General features: G+C 67.5%; 11 protein-coding genes. 6 read left to right on the forward strand and 5 right to left on the reverse strand.

The features are described from left to right. The first annotated feature begins 8 nt into the window (after positions 1-8). The gene (locus NF556_RS15840; protein ID WP_252591991.1) at positions 9-1,355 is read left to right on the forward strand and encodes an aspartate aminotransferase family protein; all 1,347 of its coding nucleotides are present in this window, start codon (positions 9-11) and stop codon (positions 1,353-1,355) included. Between the two features lie 150 nt (positions 1,356-1,505). On the opposite strand, the gene NF556_RS15845 is transcribed toward NF556_RS15840, so the two are convergent. The 5 genes from NF556_RS15845 to NF556_RS15865 all read right to left on the reverse strand — a co-directional run bounded on the left by NF556_RS15845 (position 1,506) and on the right by NF556_RS15865 (position 7,602). Next, positions 1,506-3,275, reverse strand: a complete 1,770-nt coding sequence (locus tag NF556_RS15845) for a dipeptide ABC transporter ATP-binding protein (RefSeq protein ID WP_252591992.1) — start codon at positions 3,273-3,275, stop codon at positions 1,506-1,508. Beyond that, positions 3,272-4,240 (reverse strand): ABC transporter permease, encoded by a 969-nt coding sequence (locus NF556_RS15850; RefSeq protein WP_252591993.1) that lies wholly within the window; start codon positions 4,238-4,240, stop codon positions 3,272-3,274. The genes NF556_RS15845 and NF556_RS15850 overlap by 4 nt, the downstream gene beginning before the upstream one ends. Further along, a complete protein-coding gene (locus NF556_RS15855) occupies positions 4,233-5,159 on the reverse strand; it encodes an ABC transporter permease (RefSeq protein ID WP_252591994.1) in 927 nt (308 codons plus the stop codon). Before NF556_RS15855 ends, NF556_RS15850 begins: the two co-directional genes overlap by 8 nt. Before the next feature lie 9 nt (positions 5,160-5,168). After that, on the reverse strand, positions 5,169-6,812 hold the full coding sequence (locus tag NF556_RS15860; RefSeq protein WP_252591995.1) for a peptide ABC transporter substrate-binding protein: 1,644 nt from the start codon (positions 6,810-6,812) through the stop codon (positions 5,169-5,171). A gap of 91 nt (positions 6,813-6,903) precedes the next feature. Beyond that, positions 6,904-7,602 (reverse strand): DUF6636 domain-containing protein, encoded by a 699-nt coding sequence (locus tag NF556_RS15865; protein ID WP_252591996.1) that lies wholly within the window; start codon positions 7,600-7,602, stop codon positions 6,904-6,906. A gap of 242 nt (positions 7,603-7,844) precedes the next feature. Here NF556_RS15865 and NF556_RS15870 point away from each other — a divergent pair, with 242 nt between their 5' ends. The 5 genes from NF556_RS15870 to NF556_RS15890 all read left to right on the forward strand — a co-directional run bounded on the left by NF556_RS15870 (position 7,845) and on the right by NF556_RS15890 (position 12,638). After that, positions 7,845-8,822, forward strand: coding sequence for a nucleoside hydrolase (locus tag NF556_RS15870; protein ID WP_252591997.1), 978 nt, complete (start codon positions 7,845-7,847; stop codon positions 8,820-8,822). Between the two features lie 28 nt (positions 8,823-8,850). Next, complete coding sequence (locus NF556_RS15875; RefSeq protein WP_252591998.1) at positions 8,851-10,206, forward strand: NupC/NupG family nucleoside CNT transporter; 1,356 nt, start codon at positions 8,851-8,853, stop codon at positions 10,204-10,206. Between the two features lie 99 nt (positions 10,207-10,305). Beyond that, positions 10,306-11,193: a ribokinase gene (locus NF556_RS15880; RefSeq protein ID WP_252591999.1), complete on the forward strand. Its 888-nt coding sequence runs from the start codon at positions 10,306-10,308 to the stop codon at positions 11,191-11,193. Positions 11,194-11,206: 13 nt separating this feature from the next. Beyond that, positions 11,207-11,887, forward strand: coding sequence for a deoxyribose-phosphate aldolase (gene deoC, locus NF556_RS15885; RefSeq protein ID WP_252592000.1), 681 nt, complete (start codon positions 11,207-11,209; stop codon positions 11,885-11,887). A 16-nt stretch (positions 11,888-11,903) separates the two neighbouring features. Further along, positions 11,904-12,638, forward strand: coding sequence for a GntR family transcriptional regulator (locus NF556_RS15890; RefSeq protein WP_252592001.1), 735 nt, complete (start codon positions 11,904-11,906; stop codon positions 12,636-12,638). Positions 12,639-12,725: the final 87 nt, after the last annotated feature.

A 12,725-nucleotide genomic window follows, 5' to 3' on the forward strand; every position in this document is an offset into this window, starting at 1 on the left:
CTGGACTGATGGAGAACCGACCCGACTGGACCGATGAGCAGTGGTATGCCGAGGACCTCACCTCCGTGGCTGGTGTCGAACGGCTGCGCTTCTTTCCCCAGGTGGTCGCCTCGGCCTCCGGTGCGATCCTGACCACGCCGGAAGGCCGCGAGGTGATCGACCTGAGCGCCTCGTGGACCGCGACCGGGATAGGTCACGCACACCCGGACGTGGTGGCCGCTGCCGAGCGAGCGTTGCGAGCAGCACCGGGTGGTTCGGTGCTGTCTGGCACGCACCCCGATGCCGTGCTGCTGGCACGTGCGCTCTGCGAGCGCGTGCAGGTCGTGGCACCTGTGGGTGAGCGCCGTGCCTATCTCGGTCACGCTGGCACGGATGCCAACGACGTGGCACTGCGGGCTGCCCGGCACGTCACCGGTCGACCCGGGATCGTGGCCTTCGAGGGTGGCTATCACGGCGGTCTCGGCGCCAGCCAGTCCGTGTCGGGGATTCACATCTCTGGCGGCGCTCCGGCCGATCCGGACCTGACGCTGATCCCCTATCCCGATCTGTATCGGCCGTGGCAAGGCTCTGCTGACACGCTGCTGGCGGACACCCTCGCGCAGGTCGAGGAGGCCCTGGCCGGCGGCCGGTTAGCTGCGGTGATCGTGGAGCCGATCCAGTCCGACGGTGGGGTGCTCGTGCCCCCGGAGGGATTCCTGGCCGGCCTGCGCGACGCCACTTCGCGCCACGGCACCCTGTTGATCGTCGACGAGGTCAAGGTCGGGCTGGGTCGCACCGGTCACTTCCTGGCGCATCACGCTCAGGGCGTGGTGCCCGACCTGGTCACCCTCGGCAAGGCGCTCGGCAACGGTCTGCCGATCTCTGCCCTGGTCGGCTCGGCTGCTGCGCTCGATGAGCCGGCCGCCTCCGCGCTGATGACAACGATCGGCAATCCAGTCAGTTGCGCTGCGGCCCTGGCCGTGCTTGAACTGCTAGATGATGGCGCTCTCGCCGCTGCCGCAGCCAGGTTGGGAGAGACTGCAACTGACCTCCTGGAGGCCCATGCCGCGAGCGACGCCCCCGGCGCCGCCTGGATCGGGCAGGTTCGTGGGCGGGGCCTGTCACTCGGGATCGAACTCGTCGTCCCGGGCACCCAGAAGCCCGCCGACGACATCGCTGCCAAGACTGCCTTCGCCGGCTGGCGCGGCGGCGTCGTGGCCTATCCGGTGCGCGGCAACATCATCGAGATCACGCCACCGCTGACCATCACCCCCGAGCAGCTGCGGACCGGCCTCGACCGACTCATGGCAGCACTCGATGCCGCGGTCGAGGGTGCCGTGTCGGACGCTGACCTCGCACCGTTCTCCGGCTGGTGAACGGACCGCCCACGCTCTCCGACAGGCCGGTGTGACGGCCGGAGGCACCTCGCGTCGAGGACTGACAGGTCCGTCCCCTGTGTCTTCTCACTCGTCCCCTGTGTCTTCTCACTCGTCCCCTGTGTCTTCTCACTCGTCCCCTGTGTCTTCTCACTCGTCCTCTGCTTCCTCGAGCGTGACGACGCCCTCCTCCGGGCGGGCGATCTCACCCTCGATGCTGGCACCGGGGATGGACCTGAGCAGTTCCTTGGTGTAACCGACCTGCGGGTTCTGGAAGATCTGGTCGGTCGTGCCCTGCTCCACGATCCGCCCGTTCTCCATCACCGCGACCTGGTCGGCGATCTGGCGCACGACAGCCAGGTCATGGGTGATGAACAGATAGGTCAGACCCATCTGCGACTGGAGGTCATTGAGCAGCCCGAGGATCTGCGCCTGCACCAGGACATCGAGGGCGGAGACCGCCTCATCACAGACGACCAGGGCCGGCTCCAGCGCCAGGGCCCGTGCGATCGCCACCCGTTGCCGCTGCCCACCGGACAGCTCGTTGGGATAGCGACGCATCGTCGAGGTCGGCAACGACACCATGTCGAGCAGCTCGGACACCCGCTGGGCCCGGCTGGCCGAGTTCCCGATGCCGTGCACCCGCAGCGGTTCCTCGATGATCCGATAGACGGAATAGACCGGGTCCAGGGATCCGTAGGGATTCTGGAAGATCGGCTGGACCTTGCGCCGGAAGTCGAACAGAGCCCGGCCGGTGAGCGTGCCCAGATCGGTCCCCTCAAACCGCACGTGGCCCGACGTGGGCGCGAGCAGGTTCAACGCGATGTTCGCCACCGTCGACTTGCCGGAGCCGGACTCTCCGACCAGCGCCATCGTGGTCCCACGGGGGATGCTGAAGGACACGTCGTCCACTGCCGTGATCTCCTTGCCCAGCCCGGGCCGGGCGCCGCGCAGATGGAAGGTCTTGGTCAGTCCCTCAACCACGACGATGTTTTTGCCCCCGCCGGTCTCCTCCTCTTCCGCGGTGAGCAGGTCGTTGGAGCCCTCGCCCCGCTGCCGTGCCCGCTGGATGCGGGCCGAGGCCAGGGACGGGGCCGAGGCGACCAGCCGTTGACTGTAGGGGTGTTGCGGGTCGGCAAGGATCTGGCGTGCCGGGCCGGACTCGACGACCCGACCGCGGTGCATCACCACGAGGTGCTCTGCGCGCTCGGCCGCCAGACCGAGGTCGTGCGTGATGAACAGCAGCGCGACGTGCCGCTCTCGAGCCAGCGTGCCCAGATGGTCCAGGATGCGGCGCTGCACGGTGACGTCCAGGGCGGATGTTGGTTCGTCGGCGATCAGCAGCCGCGGGTCCCCGGCCAGCCCGATGCCGATCAGGGCCCGCTGGCGCATCCCGCCGGAGAACTCGTGCGGGAACTGGTGGGCCCTGCGCTCGGCGTCGGGCAGGCCCGCACTCTCCAACACCTCGGCGACCCGCCGCTTGGCGGCCTTGCCCTGAGCCACCCCGTTGGCCGCCAGCGCCTCCCTGACCTGAAAGCCGATCCGCCAGACCGGGTTGAGGTTGCTCATCGGATCCTGCGGCACCAGCCCGATCTGCCGGCCCCGCACGTGCTCCATCGCGCGCCGGCCCGCAGTCGTCAGCTCCTGCCCGGCAAACCGGATCGAGCCGCCGGTGACCCGTCCGGTGCCCGGGAGCAGGTCGATGACGGCGTGGGCCGTCGTGGACTTGCCAGAGCCGGACTCCCCGACGATGGCCACGGACTGACCGGGATAGACGGTGAGGTTGACGCCGCGAACCGCTGGCACGACGCCGGTGCTGGATCGGAAGGAGACCTCCAGGTCAGACACCTCGAGCAGCGGCGTGTTGTGGTCCGGCTCCGGGCGGAACTCCTCGGTCGCCAGGACGGTCAGGTCAGTCATCTGCGCACCTTCGGGTCGAGGGCATCCCGCACGGCGTCACCCATCAGGATGAAGGCGAGGACGGTCAGGGCCAGTGCTCCCGCGGGATAGAAGAGCACGGCCGGGTCGGCTCGCAGCGACTGCTGGGCCTTGGCGATGTCGCCTCCCCAGGAGGTCACGCTCGGGGGGAGCCCGATCCCGAGGAAGCTCAGCGTTGCCTCGGTGACGATGAAGATGCCCAGGGCGACCGTGGCATAGACGATGATCGGGGCCGCTGCGTTGGGCAGCACGTGCCGCCACAGTGTCGCCAGCCGTCCCATCCCGAGGGAGTGCGCTGCGGTGACGAACTCGCTGTTCTTCACGCTCATCACTGCTCCACGCGAGATCCGCGCGATCTGCGGCCAACCGAAGGCTGCCAGCACGGTCACCACCGTCCAGGTCGAGCGGGAGCCGCTGAACACCTGCATCACCACGATTGCTGCCAGCACCAGCGGGACGGCGAAGAAGATGTCGGTGATCCGGGCCAGGATCGTGTCCAGCCACCCGGCGAAATATCCGGCAAAGGACCCGATCAGGGTGCCGATGACCAGGGCCGCCAGCGTGGCCAGCACTCCCACCATGACGGAGGCGCGAGTCCCGTGGATCGTGCGGGCATAGATGTCGCAGCCCTGGCGGTCAAAGCCGAACGGGTGCCCAGAGCGCGGCTCGCCCAGGCTGTTGCCGAGCTCGCAGAAGCGTGGGTCCTGCGAGGTGAAGAGTCCGGGAAAGGCGGCAACCGCACACACCAGCAGGATGAGCACGGCAGCCACCCAGAACGTGGGTCGTCGGCGCAGGGCCCGCCAGCGCTCGCCCCAGACGCTCGATGGGGCACCGCTGTCGTCGACGGCGTCGACGGCTCCCAGCCCGGTCTCATCGACGTCGGCGACGAAGTGCTCCTGGCCGGGTCGGGCTCCGGTGCCCCCTCCAGTGGTTGGGCGTTCAGGCATAACGGATCCTCGGGTCGAGCCAGGCATAGAGCAGGTCCACCAGCAGGTTGGCCAGGATGTAGACCAGCACCAGCACCGTGGTCAGCGACACCACGGTGGCCGACTCCCCCTGGCCGATCGCTCGGAACAGGGTGCCTCCCACGCCATTGATGTTGAAGATGCCCTCGGTGACGATCGCGCCGCCCATCAGCATGCCCAGATCAGCGCCCAGGAAGGTGACGACGGGGATCATCGAGTTGCGCAGGATGTGCACGTTGATCACCCGGCCCCTAGAGAGGCCCTTGGCGTAGGCGGTCCGCACATGGTCAGCGGACTTGTTCTCCGCGACCGAGGTGCGGGTGAGCCGCAGCACGTAGGCCAGGGACACAGCTCCCAGCACGACCGCAGGCATGAGCAGGCTGCGGAACGTCGGATCTCGTCCAGCGGTCGTGGGCAACAGCTCCCACTCGACACCGACGAAGAACTGCAGCACGAAACCGATCACAAAGGTGGGCACCGCGATCACCAGCAGGCTCAGCACGAGCACCGTGCCGTCGAAGATTCCGCCGGTGCGCAGTCCGGCGATCAGGCCGGCCGCGATGCCGAAGACCGCCTCGAAGACCAGCGCCATGATCGCCAGACGGATCGTGACGGGGAACGCCTCCCTCATCACGTCCACCACGTCCCGGCCGGAGAAGGTGATTCCGAAATCGAGGGTGAGGATGCCCTTGAGATACAGCAGGTATTGCACCAGGAAGGGCTCATCTAAGTTGTAGCGCTCGCGGATCTGTTCCTCCACCGCCTCGGGCAGGCCCCGATCGCCGCCGAGGGCGGCGATCGGGTCTCCGGGCAGCGCGAAGACGAGGAAGTAGATCAGGAACGTCGCGCCGAGAAAGACCGGCACCATCTGCAGCAACCTGCGTGCGGTGTACCAGAGCATCGGTGCAGCTCACTCCTGCTTGGTCACCGCGTAGTAGACCGGCACGCTGTTCCAGCCGAACTCCACGTTCTCAACCGTCTCCGCGGAGCCGCCGACCACGTTCTGATACCAGAGCGGAATGGCGGGCAGGTCCTGCATGAGGATCTCCTGGGCCCCGATGTAGGACGCGGTGGCGTCGTCCACCGACTCGGCCGTCGCGGCCTCCGCCAGGCGGTTGTCGAACTCCTCGTTGGAGTAGTCACCGTCGTTGGAGCCGGCCCCGGTGCCGTAGAGCGGGCCCAGGAAGTTGCCCATCAGGGGATAGTCCGCCTGCCAGCCGGTGCGGAAGGCTCCGTCCATGTCCTTGCCACCGACTGCCGTGCGCAGCTCACCGAGTGAGGGGTAGGCCTCGCCCTCGGCCTCGATGCCGAGGTTGTTGCGCAGTTGGTTGACCACGGCGTCCACCCAGGGCTGGTGGGGGTCGTCACTGTTGTAGTAGAGGGTGAAAGTGCCCTCCCAGGGTGCGATCTCATCGGCCTGGGCCCACAGGTCCGCAGCGAGCTCCGGGTCGTACTGCAGCACCTCGTTGCCAGGGACCTGGTCGGTCCAGCCGTCCACGACCGGGGAGGTGAAGTCGGCCGCCGGGGTGCGGGTACCCTGGTAGAGCGTCTCGGTGATCTCCGCGCGGTCGATCGCATGCGAGATCGCCTGGCGGCGCAGCGTCCCCTCCTCGCCCTCGAAGTGGTCGAGGTATTCCGGGATCGTGAACGACTGGAAGAGCGCGGCGGGCTGATTCACCGCTCGGTCACCCAACTCCTCCTCGAAGGCACCGAAGGCGGAGTCCGGGATCTCGTCGATGATGTCCAGCTCACCGGCCAGCAGGTCGTTGTAGGCCGAGTCCTTGTTGTCGTAGAAGAGCAGGGACACGCCGCCGTTCTGTGCGACGCGCTCCCCCTGATACTCGTCGTTGGGGACCAGATCGATCCCGACATTGTGCTCCCAGGCACCCTCCCCCTCGAGCTGGTAGGGGCCGTTGCCGATCGGATGTTCCCCAAACGCCTCGGGGTCCTCAAAAGCCGCCTCGGGCAACGGGAAGAACGCCGAATAGCCCAGGCGCGCCGGGAAGTCGGCCTCCGGCTGCTTGAGCGTGACCGTGAAGGTCTGCTCGTCAACGACCTCCAGACCGGTCAACTCCGAGTCCTCGTCGTAGGAGAACCCCTCGATCGGCTCGAAGAAGTAGCTGGACAGGTGAGCGTTGCTCAGCAGCGCGCCCTGGTTCCAGGCGTCGACGAAACTCGACGAGGTGACCGGGGAGCCGTCGCTGAAGGTCCACCCGTCCTCCAGGGTCACGGTGAAGGTCTGGTTGTCCTCGGTCTCGATCGACTCCGCGACCTCGTTGTGCGCCGAGCCGTCCGGCGCGTAGTAGACCAGCCCGGCGAAGACCATGTCCAGGATCCTGCCGCCGCCGACCTCGTTGGTGTTGGTCGGGATCAGCGGGCCCTGTGGCTCGCTGCTGTTGGCCGTGACGATGCCCGTGCTGCCGCCAGCCGCCTCGCCGCCCCCAGCGCCTGCGGTGTCGTCGGTGCCGTCGTCACCACCCCCACTGCACGCAGTGAGCGTCAGTGCTGCCGCAGCCACCAGGGCCGACGCAGCACGGAAATTTCCCAAACCCATGGATTCCTCCTTGAACCGTCATTCCAGAAGGACCCACCCAACCCGTCACCCCTTTCCTCGCTCTTTCATCCGGAGGTGCAGCGTGCACGCCTCAGCCCCAGGTCTCGATCCCGCTCCTGGACAACGTCAGGCCGTGCTCGCCGCCGATCTCCTGGCAGGTGACACCGTCTCTGGCGCTGGTGCACTCGTGGGTTGCGGTCCGCAGCGTCTGCCCATAGGCCAGCACCGCCGCGGGGGTCCCGTCCCACAGCTCTGCCGTCGGGCCATCGCCCACCCAGCTGCCGCCATACTCCACGTCCGCGGCGATCATGATCGGCTCGAACGAGCAGTTCCAGAAGACCTCTCCCTCGGACAGGAGGATCGTCGAGCCCTGGTCCACGGGCTCCTCGCAGAGCGTCTCCTGCCACCGGGGCGCCACATTGTCGGGGGGAGGCAGCTCGAGGGGAGCGTCGGTCTCCTGGATGTCGCACCCAACGTAGGCCCCGTCCTCGTCCTCCGCCAGGAAGCACGCGATGTTGGTGCTCGGTGAGAGGAAGGCCGCCCCCGGCTCGACGTCGATCACCTCTCCCTCGCCAGCGTCCTCCGGCGGTGTCTCGGTGGCACTCTCCTGTCCCGTCGGCTCAGCATCCGTCGGCTCAGCAGCTGTCGGTTCCTCGGCAGTCGGCTCGGGCGCCCCCGCGGTCGTTTCCGCCGCTGGATCGTCCACCTCCTCGACCTCTGGCGCAGCGCCGGTGCACCCCGCCAGCAGCACCGCAGCAAGACAAATGATCCGAAATCCGCCCCGTGTCATCCCACGAAACTACCTAGCCCGGCAGTTCTCGGCCACCCATAGCAGGCGACCGTGGGCATCGGTGCTGTCGCCCTGGTCCGTGGCGCCCGACCGCCACGGTGACCACACGGCATACGTCGCCGGGCAGTGCACTGCCGTATGCCGAACGGCTCGGTCTCCCGTCTGCTGACCGAGCTCTTGACTCCACTTGTCCATAGATGTCTATACTCAACGGAGCGAGAGTCTCAACGAAGAGGACGACGATGCAGAAGCACCAGATCATCATTGACAACGACACGGCGCAAGATGATTGCGTCACGATCCTGCTCGGTCTGACCGATCCCACCGCCAACGTTCGGGCCATCACGACGGTCGCCGGGAACGTGCCCTTCGACCGGCAGGTGGCCAACGCGCAGATCACCCTGTCCGTGGCCGGCAAGTTGGGCGAGGTGCCCCTCCACCTGGGGTGCCGGCAACCCATGCTGCGCCCGTGGGTGTCCGCCGAGGACGTCCACGGGGACGGCTCGGGCGGGTTGCAGATCGACCTCGACCCGGGCGCTATCTCCGAGGAGCACGCGGTCGACGCGCTCATCCGGCTGACCGCGGAGCAGCCCGGTGAGATCAGCATCGTCGCCATCGGTCCGCTGACCAACATCGCGACCGCGGTCGTCAAGGACCGGGCCTTCGTGAAGAACGTGAAGAGCCTGTTCATCATGGGCGGCTCAAACAACGGTCGCGGCAACACCACGCCTGCGGCCGAGTTCAACTTCTATGTGGACCCCCACGCCGCGCAGATCGTGATGGACGCCGGCTTTGAGGACCTGCACATCGTGACCTGGGACCCGATCACGATCCGCGACGCGACCTACTCACGTGCGCAGTACGACCGACTGACCTCGATCGACACCCCGATTGCCAAGCTGTTCAAGAAGGTGTGTGACGCCACGCTGGACTTCAACGAGTCAGTGGGCATCGACGGGTCGACCCACCCTGACTCCATCACCCTCGCGGCGCTGCTCCACCCGGAGCTGATCCTTGAGGAGGGGCGCTATCGCGTCGATGTCGAGACCCAGTCCGAACTGACCATGGGCTATTCCGCGATGGCCTGGGAGAAGTTCGGCCTGCAGGCCAACGCCCACGTCGCCGAGCGGTTGGACGGCGCGGCCTTCTACGCCCTCCTCGAGCAGATGCTGCACACGCCCTCCGTCCCCAGCCGCCCCGTCCACGGCCTCGAAGCCTGACGCGCCACCTCAGACAGGAAACATCACCATGACATTCTTCTGGGGCCTGGCAGGCGTCTTCCTGCTGCTGGCCATCGCTCTCCTGTTTTCCGTTGATCGCCGCAAGATCCGCCTCCGCACGGTGGGGGTTGCCCTGCTGGTCCAGGTCATCTTCGGTGCGCTCGTCCTGTATTGGCCGCTCGGTCAACGTGCCCTGACAGCAGCCAGCGATGCCGTGCAGATGGTGATCGACTCCGCCAACGCCGGCATCGAGTTCGTCTTCGGCCCGCTGCTGGAGTCCGGCTTCACCTTCGCGATCCAGGTGCTGCCCGTCATCATCTTCGTCGCGTCCCTGACCTCGGTGCTGTTCTATCTGGGGATCCTGCAGTGGGTCGTCAAGATCGTGGGCGGGGCATTCGCCAAACTGTTTGGCACCACCACCGCGGAGTCAATGAACACCGCGGCCAACATCTTCCTGGGTCACACCGAGGCCCCGCTGCTGATCAAGCCCTATCTCAAGCGGCTCACCCAGTCCGAGCTGTTTGCCGTGATGACCGGTGGCATGGCGACGGTCGCCGGGTCGGTCCTCGTCGGCTACGCCCTCATGGGGGTGCCACTGGAGTTCCTGATCGCAGCGGCCTTCATGGCGGCGCCCGGTGCGCTGGTGATGGCCAAGATCGTGATGCCGGCCGGGGCCGAGCTCGCGGAGAGCCGTGGCGAGGGACGCCTCACCCGCTTCATCGCACGCCACCGGACTCGCGAGACCGTCCCGGCCACCGCCGGCGGAGACGCCGGCGGATCGGTGGCGACGACCTCCGGCGGCACCCAGGCAACTGCCTCCGGCGACAGCGTGGCAACGGACGAGGCCGACGAGGAAGAGGCCCGCCCCGTGAACGTCGTGGACGCCGCGGCTCGTGGTGCCGGCGAGGGCCTGCAGCTGGTGCTGAACATCGCCGCCATGCTCATCGCGTTCATCGGTCTGATCGCCCTGGTCAACGTCCTGCTCGGCGCTGTTGGCGGCTGGTTCGGCTATGGCGACCTGAGGATGCAGTCCATCCTGGGCTGGCTCCTTGCACCCGTGATGTTTGTCCTGGGCGTCCCCTGGGCCGAGGCAGCCGCATCGGGAAGTTTCGTCGGCCAGAAGATCGTGCTCAACGAGTTTGTGGCCTTCTCGGAGTTCGGTCCGGTCGCGGAGACGTTCTCCGTCAAGACGCAGGCCATCGTGACCTTTGCCCTGACCGGCTTCGCCAACTTCGCTGCCATCGCCATGCAGATCGGAGCCCTGGGGAGCCTGGCCCCCAACCAGCGCACCCGCATCGCCCAACTGGGCATGCGCGCGGTGCTGGCCGGCACCCTGGCCAACCTGATGAGCGCCACGATCGCCGGCGTCATGGTGACCATCTGAGGCACTGGGCCCACCCCGGCCCGGTGACCACTCGGCATACCGAATGCCGCCCACCACGTCCGCCCACACCACGTCTGCCCACGGAGAGGAACGAAGAGGATGATCCTGGTTGTTGGAAGTTATGGCGCGGGGATCACTGTCCGCGTGCCTCGGGTCCCCGGCGCCGGCGAGACCATTGGTGGTTCGACCCTGAACATCGGTCACGGGGGCAAGAGCTCCAACCAGGCCGTGGCCATCGCCCGGCAGGGTGGCCAGGTCAGCCTGCTCACCGCGCTCGGTGACGATGCCTTCGCTGACTCGGCCCGCGAGCTGTGGGACCACGAGGGGGTCGAGAGCGGCAGGGTCAAGGCCACCAGAGGATCGACGATGGCCGGTGTCATCGTGGTCGAGCCCAGCGGCGAGAACCGCATCGCCATCGCCCCGGGCGTCCTCGACGAGCTCACTCCCGAGGACCTGGACGCGCACCGGGACGCCTTCGCTGCCGCCGACCTCGTGGTGGTCTGCCTCGAGGTGCCGGTCGCGACCGCGGAGCGAGCCATCATCCTGGCCAAGGAGGGCGGCGCCACCGTGCTCCTGAACCCGGCCCCGGCGACGTCGCTGCGGCACGAGGTGATCGCGATGGCCGACTACTTCGTGCCCAACGAGTCCGAGCACGAGTTCTATGTCCGCGAGGGCTACCGCGCGCCAGCGACCCAGGTGGTCGTCCGGACCCAGGGCGCCGATGGCGTGAGCATCACCACCGGGGACGCGACCGAGACCCTGGCTCCCCTGACCCAGCACTCCGTCGTCGACACCACGGGCGCCGGCGACACCTTCGTCGGCACGTTCGCGGCCGCCCTGGACGCCGGCGCGGAGCTGCGGGACGCCGCGCAGCGGGCCATCGTCGCCTCCTCCCTCTCCGTGACCGTGGCGGAGGTCATCCCATCCATGCCAGGGCGCAGCGCCGTCGATGAAGCCCTGGCCGACTACCTGAACACAACTAACTGAAGGAGATCGCACCATGCAGATCAACAGTCCACAGGACCTCGCACCGTTCATCCAGCACACCCTGATCAAGGCGGGGACCACCCACGAGCAGATCGTGGCCCACGCCGAGGAGGCCGTCGCCCAGAACTTTGGGGCCGTGATGGTCCCGGCCTCCTGGGTCCCCGAGGTGGCTGCCGTCGTCAAGGGCACCGGAGTCCTGGTGGCCAGCGCACTCGACTTCCCCACGGTCGGCGTCATGACCTCGCGTGGGAAGGCGGCCGAGGCGGAGGCCATCGCCAAGGCCGGTGCAGACCAGATCGACATCGGCGTGCAGGTCGGGTGGCTGAAGTCCGGTCGCGATGACGACTTCCGCAACGACATCGCCGGAGTCGTCGAGGCGTCCGGCCTGCCCGTCAAGGTCATGCTCGAGCTGCCCCTGCTGAGCGATGACGAGAAGGAGCGCGCCGTCGAGCTGGCCATGGACGCTGGCGCGAAGTGGCTCAAGAATGCCTCCTCCGGTGCGATCGAGACAGCCAACCCGGAGTCGGTTCGCTATCTCGTGGAGCGGGTGCGCGAGGGCGTCCTGGTCAAGGCGTCGGGAGCCATCACCGGCTATGACCAGGCAGTAGCCTTGGTCGAGGCCGGGGCTTCTGCCCTCGGCACCAGTGCTGGTCTGGAGCTCGTGCAGGGCGACACGGCCTCCACCTCCTACTGATTCTGAAGGACGCAGCGTGGCGGAGACAGACCCGAACCTGATGCTCCCCATTCACGAGCAGATCTCCGAGGCGCTGCGCTCTCGGATCCGGTCGGGTGAGCTGCCGGTGGGCAGCCGACTGCCCGCCGAGTCCACCCTGATGGAGGAGTTCAGCGTCGCGCGGGGCACGGTGCGCCGTGCCCTGCGCACGCTGAACGAGCAAGGCATCGTCCAGACCCTGCAGGGCAAGGGGACCTACGTCCGGTCTGGCCGTCCCGAGCCCTCCATCGCGCAGACCCTCGTCGGGCTCAGCGAGTCCCTGTCCTATTCCGAGAAGAGCCTCACCACCACGGTCCTGAGGCAGGACATCGTCCCCGCGAGCGCCTATCCCGAGTTCCCCAGCACCCTCGACCCCGCTGAGCAGCTCCTCTTTCTGGACCGGGTCCGCTCACTGGATGACATCCCGGTCGCGCGGCTGAAGAACTGGGTGCGCCTGAGCCTGGCTCCGGGCATCGACGGCACCGACTTTGAGACCACTGCCCTCTTCACCGCCCTGGATCGTCGGGCGACCGGTCACCTGTCGTCGGGCCGGCGCACCTTCGAGGCCGTGCTCGCCGACGGAGACATCGCCAACACCCTGCGCATCTCCACGAGCGTTCCGCTGCTCTTCCTCAAGCAGGTGACCTACCTGGACGACGGCGCTGTCGTCGAGTGCTCCGACGTGTGGATGGACTCCCAGCACGTCACCGTCGCGATGAACCTGATCAGATAGACCTACCGGCTCTGCGGGCCGCTGACCCCCCATCCTTCCGTATGCCGATTGGCTGGGTCGAGCGTCTCAGGAGCCTTATCCGGTGGG

Source organism: Ornithinimicrobium faecis (genome assembly GCF_023923225.1).
GTDB lineage: Bacteria > Actinomycetota > Actinomycetes > Actinomycetales > Dermatophilaceae > Ornithinicoccus > Ornithinicoccus faecis.